The 16,023-nt window shown below is 63.3% G+C and carries 19 protein-coding genes; 7 read left to right on the plus strand and 12 right to left on the minus strand.

The window, feature by feature from the left end; translation table 11 throughout:
• Positions 1–81: 81 nt before the first annotated feature.
• The 9 genes from NKH60_RS17795 to NKH60_RS17835 all read right to left on the minus strand — a co-directional run bounded on the left by NKH60_RS17795 (position 82) and on the right by NKH60_RS17835 (position 8,402).
• Positions 82–624, minus strand: a complete 543-nt coding sequence (locus tag NKH60_RS17795) for a CaiB/BaiF CoA transferase family protein (RefSeq protein ID WP_352872824.1) — start codon at positions 622–624, stop codon at positions 82–84.
• A gap of 18 nt (positions 625–642) precedes the next feature.
• Complete coding sequence (locus tag NKH60_RS17800; protein WP_023677038.1) at positions 643–1,428, minus strand: SDR family NAD(P)-dependent oxidoreductase; 786 nt, start codon at positions 1,426–1,428, stop codon at positions 643–645.
• Position 1,429: 1 nt separating this feature from the next.
• Positions 1,430–2,425, minus strand: coding sequence for an ABC transporter permease (locus NKH60_RS17805; protein WP_352501149.1), 996 nt, complete (start codon positions 2,423–2,425; stop codon positions 1,430–1,432).
• A gap of 30 nt (positions 2,426–2,455) precedes the next feature.
• Positions 2,456–3,988, minus strand: coding sequence for a sugar ABC transporter ATP-binding protein (locus NKH60_RS17810; protein WP_352615123.1), 1,533 nt, complete (start codon positions 3,986–3,988; stop codon positions 2,456–2,458).
• Entirely contained in the window at positions 3,978–4,961 is a 984-nt protein-coding gene (locus NKH60_RS17815) for an ABC transporter permease (protein WP_352539886.1), read from the minus strand. Before NKH60_RS17815 ends, NKH60_RS17810 begins: the two co-directional genes overlap by 11 nt.
• Positions 4,962–5,102: 141 nt before the next feature.
• Positions 5,103–6,134 carry a sugar ABC transporter substrate-binding protein gene (locus NKH60_RS17820; protein ID WP_352473034.1) on the minus strand — a complete coding sequence of 344 codons (1,032 nt, stop codon included), beginning with the start codon at positions 6,132–6,134 and terminating at the stop codon, positions 5,103–5,105.
• 23 nt (positions 6,135–6,157) lie between these two features.
• On the minus strand, positions 6,158–7,009 hold the full coding sequence (locus NKH60_RS17825) for an IclR family transcriptional regulator (protein ID WP_352615125.1): 852 nt from the start codon (positions 7,007–7,009) through the stop codon (positions 6,158–6,160).
• A complete protein-coding gene (locus NKH60_RS17830) occupies positions 7,009–8,151 on the minus strand; it encodes an ABC transporter substrate-binding protein (protein ID WP_352615127.1) in 1,143 nt (380 codons plus the stop codon). Before NKH60_RS17830 ends, NKH60_RS17825 begins: the two co-directional genes overlap by 1 nt.
• A gap of 59 nt (positions 8,152–8,210) precedes the next feature.
• Positions 8,211–8,402: a hypothetical protein gene (locus NKH60_RS17835; protein ID WP_352615129.1), complete on the minus strand. Its 192-nt coding sequence runs from the start codon at positions 8,400–8,402 to the stop codon at positions 8,211–8,213.
• Between the two features lie 358 nt (positions 8,403–8,760).
• Here NKH60_RS17835 and cyoA point away from each other — a divergent pair, with 358 nt between their 5' ends.
• The 4 genes from cyoA to cyoD are packed head-to-tail and all read left to right on the plus strand — an operon-like array spanning position 8,761 to position 12,765.
• On the plus strand, positions 8,761–9,684 hold the full coding sequence (gene cyoA, locus NKH60_RS17840; protein WP_352539884.1) for a ubiquinol oxidase subunit II: 924 nt from the start codon (positions 8,761–8,763) through the stop codon (positions 9,682–9,684).
• Positions 9,685–9,686: 2 nt separating this feature from the next.
• A complete protein-coding gene (cyoB, locus tag NKH60_RS17845) occupies positions 9,687–11,693 on the plus strand; it encodes a cytochrome o ubiquinol oxidase subunit I (RefSeq protein WP_352836144.1) in 2,007 nt (668 codons plus the stop codon).
• Positions 11,690–12,340, plus strand: coding sequence for a cytochrome o ubiquinol oxidase subunit III (gene cyoC / locus NKH60_RS17850; protein ID WP_352449535.1), 651 nt, complete (start codon positions 11,690–11,692; stop codon positions 12,338–12,340). The genes cyoB and cyoC overlap by 4 nt, the downstream gene beginning before the upstream one ends.
• Positions 12,337–12,765: a cytochrome o ubiquinol oxidase subunit IV gene (gene cyoD, locus NKH60_RS17855; RefSeq protein WP_352769325.1), complete on the plus strand. Its 429-nt coding sequence runs from the start codon at positions 12,337–12,339 to the stop codon at positions 12,763–12,765. The genes cyoC and cyoD overlap by 4 nt, the downstream gene beginning before the upstream one ends.
• A gap of 78 nt (positions 12,766–12,843) precedes the next feature.
• On the opposite strand, the gene NKH60_RS17860 is transcribed toward cyoD, so the two are convergent.
• Together NKH60_RS17860 and NKH60_RS17865 are read right to left on the minus strand one after the other, a co-directional pair.
• A complete protein-coding gene (locus NKH60_RS17860; protein WP_352836147.1) occupies positions 12,844–13,041 on the minus strand; it encodes a hypothetical protein in 198 nt (65 codons plus the stop codon).
• A gap of 46 nt (positions 13,042–13,087) precedes the next feature.
• Positions 13,088–13,555 carry a YbhB/YbcL family Raf kinase inhibitor-like protein gene (locus NKH60_RS17865; protein WP_352836149.1) on the minus strand — a complete coding sequence of 156 codons (468 nt, stop codon included), beginning with the start codon at positions 13,553–13,555 and terminating at the stop codon, positions 13,088–13,090.
• Positions 13,556–13,723: 168 nt separating this feature from the next.
• Here NKH60_RS17865 and NKH60_RS17870 point away from each other — a divergent pair, with 168 nt between their 5' ends.
• The 3 genes from NKH60_RS17870 to NKH60_RS17880 all read left to right on the plus strand — a co-directional run bounded on the left by NKH60_RS17870 (position 13,724) and on the right by NKH60_RS17880 (position 15,609).
• A complete protein-coding gene (locus tag NKH60_RS17870; protein ID WP_352836152.1) occupies positions 13,724–14,905 on the plus strand; it encodes a DUF3182 family protein in 1,182 nt (393 codons plus the stop codon).
• A 99-nt stretch (positions 14,906–15,004) separates the two neighbouring features.
• Positions 15,005–15,376, plus strand: coding sequence for a SpoIIAA family protein (locus NKH60_RS17875; protein ID WP_352539879.1), 372 nt, complete (start codon positions 15,005–15,007; stop codon positions 15,374–15,376).
• Positions 15,377–15,393: 17 nt separating this feature from the next.
• Entirely contained in the window at positions 15,394–15,609 is a 216-nt protein-coding gene (locus NKH60_RS17880; protein ID WP_352473044.1) for a hypothetical protein, read from the plus strand.
• Between the two features lie 39 nt (positions 15,610–15,648).
• Here NKH60_RS17880 and NKH60_RS17885 read toward each other — a convergent pair whose 3' ends face one another.
• Positions 15,649–15,972: a hypothetical protein gene (locus NKH60_RS17885; protein WP_352539878.1), complete on the minus strand. Its 324-nt coding sequence runs from the start codon at positions 15,970–15,972 to the stop codon at positions 15,649–15,651.
• Between the last annotated feature and the right edge of the window lie 51 nt (positions 15,973–16,023).

Below are 16,023 nucleotides of genomic sequence, written 5' to 3' on the forward strand. Positions count from 1 at the left end.
TCGAGAAGACAGCCCGAAACTACCTCGCCATCGTCACCATCGCCGCAACCGTCCTCTGGATCAGATAAGTGTCCACACGACCTAGACCATGTTCATGGCGCCGATCTGGTCGGCCAGGCCGGCACCGGCCGGAACAGGAGCCTGATCGCCGCGGCCGGTGTTGGAGATCAACCCGGACAGCCCCTGGATCAGCATGTCCTGGCCGGGGCGCTCGACATAGGGGCCTTCCTCGCCATAGCCGGAGCCCGAGCAATAGATAATGGCGGGATTGACCGCCCTGAAATCCTCGTAGCCATAGCCGAGCCTGGCGAGCACGCCGGGGCGGAAATTCTGCACCACCACATCGGCCTTCTCAGCCATGTCCATGATGATGGCATGCACCTTGCGACTTTTCAGGTTGAGCGCGATGGAGCGCTTGTTGCGGTTCCAGGCGAGGAAATTCGGGCTTTCGGAGCCGCCGACCCATTTGGCGAAGAAGGTCATGCCGCGGAACATGTCGCCGGCGCCGGCACGCTCGATCTTGATGATGTCGGCGCCCATGTCGCCGAGCAGTTGCGTGGCGAACGGCCCTTGCAGCAGATGGCTGAAATCGAGAATGCGGACGCCTTCGAGGGCTTTGTTCATTTCATGTCTCGTTGGTTGTCAAAGCAGGTCGGGTACGTAGCGGGGTGCCGCGGTGAGGCCGCCGTCGACGCGCAGGTCGGTACCGGTGGTGAAGCCGGCGGCGTCGGAGGCCAGATAGACGGCGGCTTCGGCCACCTCGGACGGTTTGCCGATGCGGCCGAGCGGATGCATCTTGACCCAGGCCTTGGCGAGATTGCCGCCGATCTCCTTGACCAATTTGTCGTTCATCGGCGTGTTGATGGTGCCGGGCGAGATCGAGTTGACGCGGATGTTGAGCGGGCCGAACTCGACCGCCATCTGGCGCGTCATCGCCATCACCGCACCCTTGGCGCCGGCATAGGCGGTCCAGCCGTCGAGCCCGATATGCCCTTGTGCCGAGGCCATGTTGATGATCGAGCCCGATTTCTGCGCGATCATATGTGGCAGCGCATATTTGCAGCCGCGGAACACGCTGGTAAGGTTGACCGCGATCAGCCGGTGCCACTGCTCGTCGCTCATTTCGTGAACCGGCATGCCGCCGATGGCGATGGCGGCATTGTTGACGAGAATATCAAGATGGCCGGTCTTGCCGACGGCTGCGTCGATCAGGGCGGCGATGTCGGCCTCCTCCGCCACGTCGCAATGGATGTAGTCGGCGCGGTGGCCGGCGGCGCGCAGCTCGGCTGCGAATTTTTCACCCTTCTCGTCGGCGATGTCGCCGAGGAAGACGTGCGCGCCTTCCCTTGCCATCGCCTCGCTGATCGCGTGGCCGATGCCGTCGGCGGCGCCGGTGACGATTGCGGTTTTCCCTTTGAGACGATCCATATCAGCCTCCAATGGCGCGCCGGCGCTTTGCTTCGTCGAAGGCGACGGCGGCAATGATGATCATGCCGGTGATGACCAGTTGCCACTCGGTCGGCAGGCCGAGACCGCGCAGCCCGTTGGACAGGAACTGCAGGATCAGCACGCCGAGCGCCATGCCGGTCAGGCTGCCTATGCCGCCGGCAAGGCTCACCCCGCCGAGCACGGTGGCGGCGACGACCTGGAACTCGAAATTCAGCCCGGCCGTATGCTGCGCCGAACCGACGCGGGCTGCCAGGATGATGCCGGCTACCGTCGCCAGCAGCGCGCTGATGATGAAGCAGGTGAACTTGACGCGGCGCACGTCGTAACCCGCCAGCCGTGCCACTTCCGGATTGCCGCCGACGGCATAGATCTGCCGTCCGAACGGCCGGTGCTGCATCACGTAGGCGAAGACGGCGAGCAGGACGATGGCGATGACAGCCGAATAGGGAACGACGTTGAACAGGCGGCCGTCCGACAGCGCGATGAAGCTGTCGAGCGCGGCGTCGTCTGGAATAGCACGCTGGCCGGTATAGAGATAAACGCCGCCGCGCATGATGAACATCGTGCCCAGGGTCACGATCAGCGAGTTGATGCCGGCATAGGCCGTCAGATAGCCATTCACGACGCCGATGATCAGCCCGAACAGCAGCGCGCCGCTGATGCCGAGCAGCAGAGAATTCGTGTCGTTCATGATGATGATCAGCGGCAGTGCGATCGTCGCCAGCAGCGAGCCGATCGAGATGTCGACCTCGCCTGATATGAAGACGATGGCGCAGCCGATGCCGGCTGTCAGCGCCAGCGAAGCCTGACCGAGCACATTGGTGATGTTGCGCACGGAGAAGAAATTCTCGGCGGTGAAGGAAAAGAACGCGATCACCAGGATGAGGCAGAGGAGCAATGCCAATTCCTGCCGCGCGACGAGCCGCGCCAGCATGGACGGCCCAGCTTTCATGGTGTCGGTGCTTGCCAGGCTCATCGCTTGGTCCCTTTGCGAAGCGTCATCGTCTTAGCCGATTGCCGCATTGAGGATGTTCTCCTGCGTGGCCTCGTCGCGAGGCATGATCGCGGTGAGGCGGCCTTCGCACATCACCGCGATGCGGTCGGCAAGCCCCAGCAGCTCGGGCATTTCGGACGTCATCATGACGACCGCCAGGCCTTCGCCGGCGAGCCGGTCGATGAGCGCAAAAATCTCCGACTTGGCGCCGACGTCGATGCCGCGGGTCGGCTCGTCGACGACGATCACCTTCAAGCCTCGCATCAGCCAGCGCGAGATCAGCACTTTCTGCTGATTGCCGCCGGACAGGTTCTTGACCTGCTGGAACAGGCTGGGCGTCCGGATGCGGAAACGGTCGACATAGTCCTGCACCGCCTTGCGTTCGCTGACCTTGTCGACGAAGCCCATTCTGGCGAAGGCGCCGAGTGAGGCGAGGCTGGCATTCTGGTAGACCGGCAACTCGCCCATCAGCCCCTCGCTCTTGCGGTCCTCGGTGAGCAGGCCGATGCCGAGCCGGACGCCGGTGTGCGTTTCGTGCGGCAGCAGCCGGCTGCCATCGACCGAAATGGCGCCGGAAGTGATCGGGTCGTAGCCGACGATGGCCTTGGCGAGCTCGGTCCGGCCGGCGCCCATCAGGCCGAAGAAGCCGAGGACTTCGCCGGCATGCGCCTCGAACGACACATCCTTCAGCTTCTTGGCGGTGCTGAGTCCTTCAACGGAAAGCGCGACCTTGCTGCCCGGCGCGCCGCGCTTGCGCGGGAACAGGTTTTCGATGCGCCGGCCGATCATGTCCTGGATCAGCGTGTCGTTGGTATGTTGGCCGATCGGCCTGGTCGAGACGTGGCGGCCGTCGCGCAGCACGGTCACGGTGTCGGCGATCTCGAAGACCTCGTCGAGCTTGTGGCTGACATAGAGCACCGCGATGCCCAGCGCGGCCAGCCGGCGGATGACGGTGAACAGCAGCGAGACCTCGTTAGGCGTCAGCGAGGAGGTCGGCTCGTCCATCACCACGACGCGGGCCTCATGGGCGAGTGCGCGGGCGATCTCGACCATCTGCTGCTGGCTGACCGGCAGCGATCCCGTGCGCGCCGCCGGGTCGACGTTGAAGCCGATACGCTTGAACAGAGCGGCCGCATCGGCACGGATCTTCTTCCAGTCGATCGAGCCGCCTTTGCCGGTCGGATAGCCTTCGAGGAAGATGTTTTCGGCGACGCTGAATTCGGCGATCAGCGCGATCTCCTGGAACACCACCTTGATGCCCTCTTTCAGGCTATCGCGCGGCGACTTGATGTCGGCCTCGCGGCCGCGCAGGCGGATGGTGCCGGCATCCTTGCCGTAGACCCCGGCCATGATCTTGATCAGCGTCGACTTGCCGGCGCCGTTCTCGCCCATCAGGGCATGGATTTTGCCGGGTTCCAAGGTCAGATCGACATTGTCCAGCGCCATCACGCCGGGAAAACGCTTGCCGATGCCGCGCATCTCCAGCGCCGGCACGCTTTTGTCGACAGCCACGGTTTCGCCGGGGTGAAGGAAATCAACCGACATTGGCTCTGTTCCGCACGATGTCGAGATAGGTCGCCAGGATGATGACGATGCCGGGCACCACCATCTGCAGGTCCTGGTTCCAGCCGAGGATGATGATGCCGTTGTCGATGACCTTCAGCACCAGCACGCCCAGCAACGTGCCAAGCAGCGAGCCGCGGCCGCCAAGCAGGCTGGTGCCGCCGAGGATGACGGCGGCAATCACCGTCAGCTCGAAGCCGCGGCCAGCGGTCGGCTGGCCGGCATTCATCAGCGACGACAGGATCATGCCGGCGACGCCGACGCACAGGCCGGTGACGACGAAGGCGAACAGTTTCAGCCGTTGCGAGCGCACGCCGGAGAGACGAACCGCGCGCTCGTTGGCGCCGACAGCGTAGAGATAACGGCCGAGCGTGGTGAAGCGCAGCGTTGCCGCGGCCAGCGCGAAAATCACCGCGGCAACGACCACGGGCAGCGGGATCGCGCCGATATAGCCAGCGCCGAGATCGGTGAAGCCGGCAAGCCGGTGGTGGTTCTGCACCGCCTCGCGGGTGAACAGGTAAACGCCGCCCTGCAGCATCATCATGGTGCCGATGGTGGCGATCAGCGAGTTCACCTTGAGGCTGGTGACGACGAGGCCGTTGAAAAGGCCGACCGCGCCTGAAAAGACGAGCGCCGCCAGCAACCCGAGCGTCAGGCTGTGCGTTGAATTGAGCACGGCCATGCCGATGCAGCCGACAAAAGCCAGCGATGCACCGACCGACAGGTCGACTTCCGCAGTGATGATCAGCATCGTCATGCCGGAGGCAACGATCAGCACCAGCGCGCATTGGCGCAGGATGGCGATGATGTTGGCCTCGGAATAGAATTGCGGCGCGGCAATCGAGATGGCGATGCAGAGCACGGCCAGGATCACGCCGAGCACCAGCTGGCTGCTGCCCAGCAGCTGGCCGCCGATGAAACGCCTTGGCGCAGAGGATTGCGTAAGCTCGCTCATGTCCATTTCATTTCCGGGCCCGTATCGGTGCCGTCGCCATCTGGAAACTGCCGGCCAAAACAGGACGGTTGCCCTGTTTTGCCGTTCGGCATATCCGATCCGCCGCCCTTCCCGCCGTGCGGGAAGGGCTACCCGGAATCCTTACTTCTTCAGATCGGCGGAAGTTTTCATGCATTTTTCCGGTGGCTGAAGCGCATTGACGGCATCCCATTTGATTTTGCGTGTGGTGCCATCGTAGTCGTAGAACTTCTTCCAGTCGTCGCCGTTCATCGGCGCGGTCGGGCTGACGATGTGTTCCGGCACCTCTTCGCCATTGAAGAGCTTAACCGCTGCATCGATGGCGGTGTAGCCTTCCTTTTCCGGGAACATCGCGGCCTCGATGCGGTAGGACGGCTCGTTCTGCATCGCATTGATGAAGGCGAGGCCTTCGCCGCCGGTGCCGACAGTCAAGAGGCCGTCCTGCGACTTGCCGGCCGCTTTCCAGGCCTGAAGGCCGCCGAGCGAAGAGGAATCGTTGATGCCGTAGATGATGTTGATGTCGGCGTTCTTGGCAAGAGCCGCCGAAGAGACTTCGAGCGCGCGATCGGGATTGCCGCCGCCGTCGAGGTCGTGGACCATGACCGCGTCGGGGATGATGGTCTTGAGGCCATCCATGAAACCCTGCGACCGCAGCACGGTGGCGGACAGCAGCGGCAGGCCGACATTCATCACCTTGGCTTTGGCTTCGAGCTTTTCCTTGGCGTATTTGCCGGCTTCGACGCCGGCGGTGTAGCCGGTGTCGTAGTCGCAGATCGCGACCATTGTGGTCATGCCCTTGACCGGATTGCCTTCGAGCACGACCGGAACGTTGTTGGATTTCGCCTGGCGCAGCAGCGGCACGACGCCTTCCTCGTTGACGGGCGTGATGATCAGGACGTCGACGCCCTTGGCCATGAAATCTTCGGCGGCGGAGACCTCCTTGGCAACGTCCAGATTGGCGTCCTGCACCTCGAGCTCGATACCGAGTTCCTTGGCGCGGGACTGCATGCCCTTGATGACGTTCTGATACCACTCATGCGTGGCGTAGTTGGTGACGTAGCCGATGCGCTTCGGCATGTTTTCGGCGTGTGCCGCGGCGGCGCTCAGAGCAAGCACCGCCGCCGAGGCAAACAGCATCGATTTGGACCAGTTCATGTTTCTTCTCCCTGTATTTCTTGTCAGTTGCTGAACGGATAGTCCCGCCGTTCCGGGTCGGCACGTGAAGAGGCGGCAGCTTCGCCCGCGCCCAGCGCCGACGATATCGCCTCGGCCGCCGCCTTCGTCCGCTCGAACACAGTGCTGCGATCGAAGCGGGCGGCCTTTTGCGGCAGGAAGGGGACGGTGAGCGCGGCAATGACGGCGCCGGTATGGTCGCGCACCGGCATCGAAATGTTGGTGCAGCCCTCGACAGCCAGCGAGGCGCGCATTTCATAGCCGAGCCTTGCGACTTCGTTCAGCCGCGCTTCGATTTCCGCCCGGCTGCCTTGGCCTTCGCCTGCAGCGACGATCCGTTCGACGATGCGGTCGCGCTCGGCGCGGCTCGAATGCGCCAGCAGCACCGCGCCGGAGCTCGTTTCGAGGATCGGGAAATGCGAGCCAAGGGCAACCGAATAACGCATCGGCAAAGGCGAATCGATCTGCAGCACGACCAGTGCGCTCTCGCCTTCGCGCACGACCAGATGGCAGCTCTGGTCGGCATTGGCGGCGAGGCCGCGCATCACCGGCAGCGCGCATTCGACCAGGCGGTTCACCGGCGGATGCATATGCGCCAGTTCGAACAGCTTCAGCGACAGGCGGAAGCGGTCCGATTGCGTCCGGAAAATGTAGCCGCGCTTCTCCAGCAGCAGCAGGATGCGGTAGATCTCGTGAATGGAGCGCCCCATTCCGGTGGCGATCTCGGTCTGGGTCAGCGGCTCGCCGCTGGCAGCCATGAATTCCAGTATGTCGAGCGCCTTCTCCACAGCGGGCACCCGATAGCCGTTGCGGCCGCTTTCGCCTTCGTCGACGATCTGGGCAATATCGGCGGCCATTACGCGACGCTCCGTTGCGGCTGGCCATGCCTGGTCTCGCGATAGAGCCGGTTCAGCCGATCCGCGAGCTCGGCCGCCTGCAATTCGCCGGCGATCGCCGCCGCGGCATGAGGGGCGCATTGGCGGAAGAAGCTGATGAAGCCCGGATGGGTCGGGCGCAGATAAGAGGCTTCGATCGTCGCCAGCGTCGAGGCGAAGAAGCCGCCCGAGAGCGCGTTGACCTCGGTATCCTGCCACGCCGCCAGCGACCCCGGCTGTCCGCCGGATTTCACATAGTCGCCGCGCTGATAGCCGGGCGAGCACAGAAATAGCGCGTAATCGATGGCTGCCTGCTTGTGTTTCGATTGGGCGCTGACGCCGATGCCGGCGCCGCCGAGCAAGGCGCCGGCGGATCGCGGCGTCGGCACGTCGGCGAAGCGCAGATACGGCCTGTCTGCCCTGGAGGCGTAGTTCACGTAGCCGAAGGCGAACGGCACGTAGACCACGTCGTCATGCGCAATCATGTGATCGTAGCAACGGATCGGGTTCCATTTCGGCGAGTTCGGATGCGACAGCGCCGCAAGCTGGCGCAATTGCCCGACGGCCCGCTCGATTTTTTCCCCGGCGATGAACCCGTCGCCGTCTTCCCGGGGCCCACCGAGCGTCAAAAGCAGGCACATGGCGTCAGTCGGCACCAACGGCAGCCCAAGCCATTTGCCGTCCTTCAAGGCGCGCCGGCCGAGCTCCAGCACCTCGTCATGGCTGCGCGGCAGCGGTCCGTAGCGCTCCAGGAGATCGGGGCGATACGAGGCAACCTGACAGGCGGCGTCGATCGGCAACGCCCATTGAAGCCCGTCCCTTGCGTAGGATTGCCAGGATGCGCCGACCGAATCCCGTTCGAAGCCGTGGCGCTGCTCGGCCGACAAATCGAACGGCACCATCAGCCCGCCTTCGGCAATATCGCCGATGAACGGATGGTCGAACACGACAAGGTCATAGGCGCCGAGCACCGGACCAAGCGCGCCCTCGCCGAACTCATAGAGGCTGCGGCGGTCCCATTCGATCTCAAGACCGGGATTGGCGGCACAATACGGCCCGATGCTGGCGTCGAGCGGACCCCAGCAGCGTCGGTGATCCCACGCGAGGCCCCGCAGTCTTGTCATGCCGAAATTCCTCCCAGAGGCGGCCATGCGCCGGCCCAGCCGATTAGTAGCAACTATTTTCACCTAGACAAGTAGTTTTTACATACGCAAAGCCAGTCCTCGCTTCCGCTTGGCGAGAAAGCCGCCCAACCATCCCTGGTGCGCATCGCGTTGCCGCCGGCCTGCAACCAAAGGCTGCGACGGATCTGGCTTTTTGGAACTTTCGCGACGAACATTCGTTCGGTTGGCGCAACCATCTTGAGCAGCATCATTGGAATCAGCAGCCACGTCGCAGGGAGCGGACTAAATGGACCAACCGTGGGCGGGGCCATGAACCGGTTTACCGCCTTGGCATTCGCCACGTTTCTGGCGATAACTTCGATCTGGGCACTGTTTCTGATTTCTTAGGATTTGGCTCTGGTTGCTTGGGATTTGCCGCTGGTTTTTAGGATTTGGAGGGTTCTCGACAGGTTGACCGCTTAACGATGACGTCCGCCGCGTGTGGTTCTGCCAGCCGGAGCCCCGTGCGTGAAGAAACTGTCGCCAGGAGCACACCGGCGCGCACATTCGGGGGTTGGCAGCCACGCTGCCTGCAACGTTCCATCGGTTTTCAGGAAACGGCGAGATGTCATGCTGCTGAGGGCGATCGTTCGAAATTGTGCCGCCATCCGTGTTGGCCGCGTCGGCGCGACGATGCTTGTTGCCGCGCTGCTTGCCGGCTGCCAGGGCGGCGTGCTCGATCCGCAAGGGCCGGTGGGGGCGGCGCAGCGGACGATCCTGCTCAATTCGGTCGCTATCATGCTGGCCATCGTCATCCCGACGATCGTGGCGACGCTCGGCTTTGCCTGGTGGTTCCGGGAAACCAACACAAGAGCGCGGTACCTGCCGGAATGGGCCTATTCCGGACGCATCGAACTGGTAGTCTGGTCGATCCCCATCCTCGTCATCCTGTTTCTGAGCGGCATCATCTGGATCGGATCGCATGACCTCGACCCAATGAAGCCGTTGGATTCCCAGCAAAGGCCGTTTGAGGTGCAGGTCGTCTCGCTCGACTGGAAATGGCTGTTCATCTACCCCGAGCAGAATGTCGCGAGCATCAACCAGCTTGTGGTGCCGGCGGGCAGGCCGGTGCATTTCTCGCTTACCTCGGCAAGCGTCATGAATGCGTTCTTCGTGCCTCAGCTCGGCGGCATGATCTACACGATGAACGGCATGACGACGCAGCTTCACCTGCAGGCGGATCAGCCGGGCGAATTCTATGGGCGGTCGGCCCATTTCAGCGGTGACGGTTTTCCAGGCATGCAATTCGTGCTGCATGCCGTCGCGGCCGATGCCTTCGAGGCGTTCGTCAATTCGGCGCGAAGCCAGGGACAGGCACTCGACAAGGCCAGCTACCAGGAACTGGCCAGACAGAGCATCGACGTGCCGCCTTCGACCTATCGCTCGGTCGAGCCGGACCTTTTCCACGAAATCGCGACGCAGGGCGTTCCACCCGCGCCCGGCCCCCAGGCCGGTCGCCCCGGGCCGAGCGTATCGCCCAAGGCAGGAGGCTGACAATGCTCGGAAAATTGAGCTGGGACGTCATTCCGTTCGATCAGCCTCTGCCGATGATCGCCTCGGCGGTCGTCGCCCTGGCAATCCTCGGCGTGCTGGCCTGGGTCTTCCTGGCCGGCCATTTCCCCTATCTCTGGCGCGAATGGATCACCAGCGTCGATCACAAGCGGATTGGCGTCATGTACACGCTGCTGGCGCTGCTGATGCTGCTGCGCGGCTTCAGCGACGCCGTCATGATGCGGTCGCAGCAGGCCCTCGCCTTCCAGGCGCCCGGCTATCTGCCGCCCGACCACTTCAACCAGGTCTTTTCCGCCCACGGCACCATCATGATCTTTTTCGGGGCGATGCCGTTCGTCATCGGCCTGATGAACCTGGTCGTGCCGCTGCAGCTCGGCGTCCGAGACGTTGCCTTTCCGACGCTCAACTCGGTGAGTTTCTGGCTCACCGCCACCGGTGCGCTGCTGGTCAACATCTCGCTGGTGATCGGTGAATTCGCGCGTACCGGATGGCTTCCCTATCCGCCGCTCAGCGAGACCGCCTATTCGCCGGGCGTTGGCGTCGACTATTATCTGTGGGCCGTGCAGATAGCGGGCGTCGGAACGCTGCTCACCGGGATCAATTTCGTCACCACGATCCTGAAGATGCGGTCGCCCGGCATGAGTTACCTCAGGATGTCGATGTTCTGCTGGACCTCACTTGCCGCCAGCCTGCTCATCGTCGCCGCCTTCCCGATCCTCACCGCCACGCTCGCGATGCTGACGCTCGACCGCTATTTCGGCTTTCATTTCTTCACCAATGAAGCTGGCGGCAACATGCTGATGTTCGTGAACCTGATCTGGGCCTGGGGCCATCCCGAGGTCTACATCCTCGTCCTGCCGGCGTTCGGCATCTTCTCGGAGGTCATCTCCACCTTCTCCAGCAAGCCGCTGTTCGGCTACCGCTCGATGGTGGCCGCGACGCTCTTCATCTGCATCGTCTCCTTCATGGTGTGGGTGCACCACTTCTTCACGATGGGCGCCGGCGCCGACGTCAACGCCGCGTTCGGCATCGCCACCAGCATCATCGCTGTCGGTACCGGCGTGAAGATCTATAACTGGATGTTCACCATGTATGGCGGCCGCATCCGCTTCGCGACGCCAATGCTGTGGTCGCTGGGCTTTATGGTGACATTCGTCATCGGCGGCATGACGGGTGTGTTGCTGGCGGTGCCACCAGCCGATTTCCTGCTCCACAACAGCCTGTTCCTGGTGGCGCATTTCCACAACGTCATCATCGGCGGCGTGCTGTTCGGCGCCTTCGCGGGATATACCTACTGGTTTCCCAAGGCATTCGGCTTCCGGCTGCACGAGGGCTGGGGCAAGCTGGCCTTCTGGCTGACGCTGATCGGGTTCTACGCCACCTTCGTGCCCCTCTACACTGTCGGCCTGCTCGGCATGACCCGCCGCATGCAGCATTTCGACGTGCCGGCCTGGCATCCGTGGGTGCTGGTTGCCGGCGTCGGCATGTTGATCACCACCGCCGGCGTGGTCGCGCAGATCGTACAACTCGTCGTCAGCATCCGGCAGCGCGCGGCGCTTCGCGACGCCACCGGAGATCCCTGGGACGGCCGCTCGCTGGAATGGGCCACGCCCTCGCCGCCGCCGGTCTTCAACTTCGCCGCGCTTCCGCATGTCGAGGGCGAAGAGCCCTACTGGAGCATCAAGCAGCGGGCACGCGAGCAAAACCGGCTGCGCGACGAGCCTGACTACGAGCCGATCGAGATGCCCCGCAACAGTCCCACCGGGTTCATCTGCGCCTTCTTTGCGACCGTGATGGGTTTTGCCCTCATCTGGCACATCTGGTGGATGGTGGCGCTCGGCGCGCTCGGTGCTTTGGCCACCTTCGTCGTATTCGCGTGGCGCGACATCCCCGAATACGTCATTCCTGCCGCCGAAGTCGCCCGGATCGACCGCGCCAACCGAAGTGCGCGCCGCGAGGCGCTGGCCACTTACACGGGGCCAAGGCCATGACCGCGATCGACGTTCGAGAGCGTGACCCCTACCGCCTCCATGGCGGGCACGGCCATGCACCCGGCCACGGAGACGGCGGCCCGGCACCGATCCGGATCGTCGTGGGCTACGGCTTCTGGATCTTCCTTCTGAGCGACATCGTGATGTTCTCGGCCTTCTTCGCGGCCTATGCGGTGCTGGCGGGCAAGACGGCGGGCGGACCAAGCGGAGCCGAGCTGTTCGACCTGCGCAACGTCGCGATCGAGACGGCCGCTTTGCTGTTGTCGAGCTTCACCTGCGGTCTCGCCAGCCTCGCCGTGACAGCGCGGCGAAGCTCCTGGTTCTATGTCGCGATGGCTGTCACCTTCGTGCTCGGCGCCAGCTTCATCCTGCTCGAGTTGCGCGAGTTCGCGCATATGGTTGCCAGCGGTGCCGGACCGACGCGCAGCGCTTTCCTGTCGGCGTTCTTCACGCTGGTTGGATGCCATGGCCTTCACGTCACGGCGGGGCTGCTGTGGCTGCTCACGATGATGGCGCAGATCTTCGCCAAGGGATTCCGCGACGATATTCTTCGGCGTTTCATGTGCTTCAGCCTGTTCTGGCACGCCCTCGACATCATCTGGGTCGCCCTGTTCACGGTGGTCTATCTCCTGGGAGCAAGTCGATGAGCAATGCGGACGATCGCCACGCGCAACGGCGCGACACCGATGGGCTGGAGCGCTACGACATCGATACGGCGCCGGGTGACGAATACCTCGGCGACACCGAGGTCGGATCCGGGCTACGCGGCTATGTGATCGGCCTCGGGCTGGCAACGCTGCTGACCATCGCCTCGTTCTGGTTGCCCGGAACCAACCTGATATGGGCACCCGGCATTCCGGTGGCGCTGGTCGTGCTGGCGATCGCCCAGATGGGCGTCCATCTCGTCTTCTTCCTGCACATCACGACGGGACCGGACAACACCAACAACGCCCTGGCGCTTGCCTTCGGCGTGCTGATCGTAGTTCTGGTGATCGGCGGCTCGATCTGGATCATGGCCAATCTCGACCACAATTTGATGCCGATGAATGCGACCATGAACATGAACCGCTAGCGATGTGAGGCGCAGCGCAGTGCCTCCAGCCCGGCCTTGCCCGCCGCTTCAGACGCATTGCCGGATGACGGACCGGTATCAGCTGCGCTGGCTGGAGTTTTGATTTTTGCGATCCTTCGGCGATATCGCGCCTTTCGAGGCCTTTGAGCCGCCGCCCCACTCCTGGGCTTTCCGTGCCTGATCGCCTGCTTCCTTCGGTGCCTCGGCCTTGTCGCTGCCGCTGGCTTTCTTGCCGGATATGGGTTGGTCGACAGGGTTTGATTTGTTGTCCATCATGCTTCTCCGTTTGTGCCGAACCAGGCGACGGGGTGGCGTGGCGTCCTCAAGCCCGTTCGAACGTGCCGACGAGCTCGGCCTCTCCCACGACGTGCGGCTCGGCCTGTTTCAGCACGTCGTCGACGGCAGCCTTCTCGCCGAGATGAAGCGTCTCGGCGTCGAGTGCAAGAAGCCGGAAATGGTAATGGTGGAGCCCATGCCCAGGCGGCGGCTGGGGGCCGTCATAATGAGGATTGCCGAAATCGTTGACGCCGTGTCCGAGGCTCTCGGTCTTGGCGCCGGCGGTCGTGCCTTCGGGAAGAAAGTTGCGCTGTGCGTCGATGTTGTAGACCGCCCAATGACGGAACGTGCCTGAAGGGGCGTCGGGGTCCTCGACGGCCAGGACGAAGCTTTTGGTTCCTTGCGGGGCGTCCGTCCACTCCAATGGTGGCGAGACGTTGCCGCCGTCGCGGGAATAGCGCGGCGGTATTTTGTCGCCATCGGCAAAGGCAGAGCTTTTGAGAGTGAAAGCCATGGTCTCCATCTCCCTGTCTGACGTTCCCTCATAAACAGCTACGAGCCGCCGATGTTCCGGTCGCCGCCCCGGTCAAACCGGATTGCCGGCCGTTGGCCGGAACATTCGCCGAGGAAGCGGGTTTTTCGGTTCGGACGCATCGCCGCGGAAACGGCAATGGGCTCGGCAATGGACGAAGGGCGCGACATGACCGGGCTAAGCGGTAAGCAACCAAGCGGGGCGAAAGGTGTTGTGGTCGCATTCTCCGCGCCGGGCGGCGAGACAATCTATACCCACGAGCGGGAAACCGTCGCTGCCGTTGCGCGCACGATTGCGGCGTTGAAGGGCTTTGCCTTCCGCGAGGGCCTGAGTGAGGGCGGCGGTGACGGTCGCCGACTGTATTTCGTGCCGGACGACAGCCTGCTTGCCGTCGATGCGCTCCAACTGGGCATAAACGGGCCCGACGACCTCTTCGGCGGTGTGGTGCCCTGGCGCCTCGCAACCACCAAGGCCATAACCCACGAGCTGGTGGACGGGTCGGCGGCACGGCCAAAAGAATGGCCAGCCGGCTTCGGCAGAGCCGTCGGCGCGGCCGTACTGCCCGGCTATACCGCATTTTCACGCGATGACGCGCTGCGCGCAGCGGAACGTCTGCTGCAGCTAGGGCTGGTCCGGTTCAAGCCACCGCGCGCTTCGCGGGGCCGCGACCAGCACACCGCCGCGACCGTTGCCGACATCGAAAGGCTGCTGGAACGATATCCATCCTCCGACCTGAGGGAATACGGCCTTGTTCTCGAAACGGAGCTTCGCGATATCGTCACGCTGAGCATTGGCAGAACGGCGATCGACGGAACATCGGTCGCCTATTACGGCGTGCAGCGAATGACGGCCGACAATGCCGGACAGCCCGTTTACGGCGGATCCGATCTGGTCGTCGTGCGCGGCGGATGGGAGGCGCTGGACGGGCTGCAGCTTTCTCCGGCGCTAAGTTTGGCTGTGGCGCAGGCGAGGATCTACGACGCCGCGATGGATGGCTATCCCGGATTCTTTGCCTCACGGCGCAACTACGACATCGGCCAAGGTGTCGATTCCTCGGGCATCTGGCGATCGGGAGTGCTGGAAGCCAGCTGGCGGATCGGTGGCAGCAGCAGCGCCGAGCTTGCGGCGATGGACGCCATGAAGCGCGACCCCGACGTGCAGATCGTGCATGTCTCCGCCGTCAAGCAGTTTGGCAGCACTGCCCACCTGCCGCTGAACGCAGCGATCCATTTCCACGGGGAGGACCCCGAGGAGGGTCAAATCACGCGTTATACCGTCGTCACCCAGGCGATCCGAGGGCCGGTCGGGGAGGCCGGCCGATCGTCGTTCTAACCATGTCAGGTTGAAGCCAAGCACGCCTCCGGCAGGGAACATCCGCCAATGGCCCGAGTTTGTTTCGGGCAGGCAGCAAGTCAGAGACCGGAGGAAAAAATGATCGAGATGATTGCCGCTCCCCAGAATGTCGCCGCCTTTCGTGTCACCGGCACCGTGACGGCGGACGACTACGACAAAGTCATCCCGGCAATCGAAGCGAAACTGAGCGACCACAAGGACATCGGCGTCCTGACCGATCTTGCCGATTTCGAGGACATGACGGCTGGCGCCTTGCGGCGCGACCTGCAGTATGGCCTGAGCAAACTTGGCGAGGTCCACCGCTTCAAACGTGCCGCCGTGATTTCCAACAAGCAGTGGATCAAGGCAGCCACGGAAATGACGGACGCGCTGTTTCCGCAAATCGAGGCGCGGGTGTTCCCGGAGGACGAAAAAGCCCAGGCCCTGAAATGGGTGGCAGGCGTACAATAGCGGTGTTGGGGAGTGCCATGCCGTTCGACAAACGACAGGATCCGGAAGGCCTCTGGGAGGTCTATGACAGCGAGAGCGACGAAGCCGTCGTGGTCGGCGGGTTGCCGCTTTCCGGTCTCGACGAAAGCGAAGCCGATGAAGCGATTGAAAAGCTCAATCGGGGCGATCTGACGTCGGACAACATCCCCGAGACGGTTCGGTCAGGGTGGCCTCCGACCAAGGACGGTTTGTGATGACAGCCTGACGGACGTCACCGAGGACCGGTCGCGGATCTACGACGAGGCCTTGACCCCAAGCTTGCGGGCTTTGTCCTCAAATTCGTCGCGAATATCCTCGATCGTCGGCAGATGCAGGCGCCGCAGCTGGGCGTGCAACTTTTTGGCGGCATCTGAGCTCAGGTCGCGCTTGAAATTGGTCGCGACCTCCTCGGCCGAGCCGTAATGGCGATAGCGCTCGATCTCGGTCTTCGTGGCTTGCTGGACGTGCTCGAGCGTCTTGCGTTCGGCATCGGATTTTCCGTCTGGTTTGGCCCGCATGACCGGATTGAACGCTTTGCTGATAACGAATTCGACCAGTTCCTGCTGGGCGTGAGCCATGATTGTTCTCCCTCGAAGAAGGGCTGTCCGAGCCTAGAACGGTTCATCGGG

The organism is Mesorhizobium sp. M1006, from assembly GCF_040318825.1.
Taxonomy (GTDB): Bacteria; Pseudomonadota; Alphaproteobacteria; order Rhizobiales; family Rhizobiaceae; genus Mesorhizobium.

What these genes read in the sequence shown, in the direction of transcription:
- cyoB (WP_352836144.1), top strand. Translation starts at nt 9,687, where the DNA reads ATGCTCGGAAAATTGAGCTGGGACGTCATTCCGTTCGATCAGCCTCTG.
- NKH60_RS17805 (WP_352501149.1), bottom strand. Translation starts at nt 2,425, where the DNA reads ATGAGCCTGGCAAGCACCGACACCATGAAAGCTGGGCCGTCCATGCTG.
- NKH60_RS17865 (WP_352836149.1), bottom strand. Translation starts at nt 13,555, where the DNA reads ATGGCTTTCACTCTCAAAAGCTCTGCCTTTGCCGATGGCGACAAAATA.
- NKH60_RS17815 (WP_352539886.1), bottom strand. Translation starts at nt 4,961, where the DNA reads ATGAGCGAGCTTACGCAATCCTCTGCGCCAAGGCGTTTCATCGGCGGC.
- NKH60_RS17830 (WP_352615127.1), bottom strand. Translation starts at nt 8,151, where the DNA reads ATGACAAGACTGCGGGGCCTCGCGTGGGATCACCGACGCTGCTGGGGT.
- cyoD (WP_352769325.1), top strand. Translation starts at nt 12,337, where the DNA reads ATGAGCAATGCGGACGATCGCCACGCGCAACGGCGCGACACCGATGGG.
- NKH60_RS17875 (WP_352539879.1), top strand. Translation starts at nt 15,005, where the DNA reads ATGATCGAGATGATTGCCGCTCCCCAGAATGTCGCCGCCTTTCGTGTC.
- NKH60_RS17880 (WP_352473044.1), top strand. Translation starts at nt 15,394, where the DNA reads ATGCCGTTCGACAAACGACAGGATCCGGAAGGCCTCTGGGAGGTCTAT.
- NKH60_RS17885 (WP_352539878.1), bottom strand. Translation starts at nt 15,972, where the DNA reads ATGGCTCACGCCCAGCAGGAACTGGTCGAATTCGTTATCAGCAAAGCG.
- NKH60_RS17835 (WP_352615129.1), bottom strand. Translation starts at nt 8,402, where the DNA reads ATGATGCTGCTCAAGATGGTTGCGCCAACCGAACGAATGTTCGTCGCG.
- NKH60_RS17800 (WP_023677038.1), bottom strand. Translation starts at nt 1,428, where the DNA reads ATGGATCGTCTCAAAGGGAAAACCGCAATCGTCACCGGCGCCGCCGAC.
- cyoC (WP_352449535.1), top strand. Translation starts at nt 11,690, where the DNA reads ATGACCGCGATCGACGTTCGAGAGCGTGACCCCTACCGCCTCCATGGC.
- NKH60_RS17870 (WP_352836152.1), top strand. Translation starts at nt 13,724, where the DNA reads ATGGACGAAGGGCGCGACATGACCGGGCTAAGCGGTAAGCAACCAAGC.
- NKH60_RS17860 (WP_352836147.1), bottom strand. Translation starts at nt 13,041, where the DNA reads ATGATGGACAACAAATCAAACCCTGTCGACCAACCCATATCCGGCAAG.
- NKH60_RS17825 (WP_352615125.1), bottom strand. Translation starts at nt 7,009, where the DNA reads ATGGCCGCCGATATTGCCCAGATCGTCGACGAAGGCGAAAGCGGCCGC.
- NKH60_RS17820 (WP_352473034.1), bottom strand. Translation starts at nt 6,134, where the DNA reads ATGAACTGGTCCAAATCGATGCTGTTTGCCTCGGCGGCGGTGCTTGCT.
- NKH60_RS17795 (WP_352872824.1), bottom strand. Translation starts at nt 624, where the DNA reads ATGAACAAAGCCCTCGAAGGCGTCCGCATTCTCGATTTCAGCCATCTG.
- cyoA (WP_352539884.1), top strand. Translation starts at nt 8,761, where the DNA reads ATGCTGCTGAGGGCGATCGTTCGAAATTGTGCCGCCATCCGTGTTGGC.
- NKH60_RS17810 (WP_352615123.1), bottom strand. Translation starts at nt 3,988, where the DNA reads ATGTCGGTTGATTTCCTTCACCCCGGCGAAACCGTGGCTGTCGACAAA.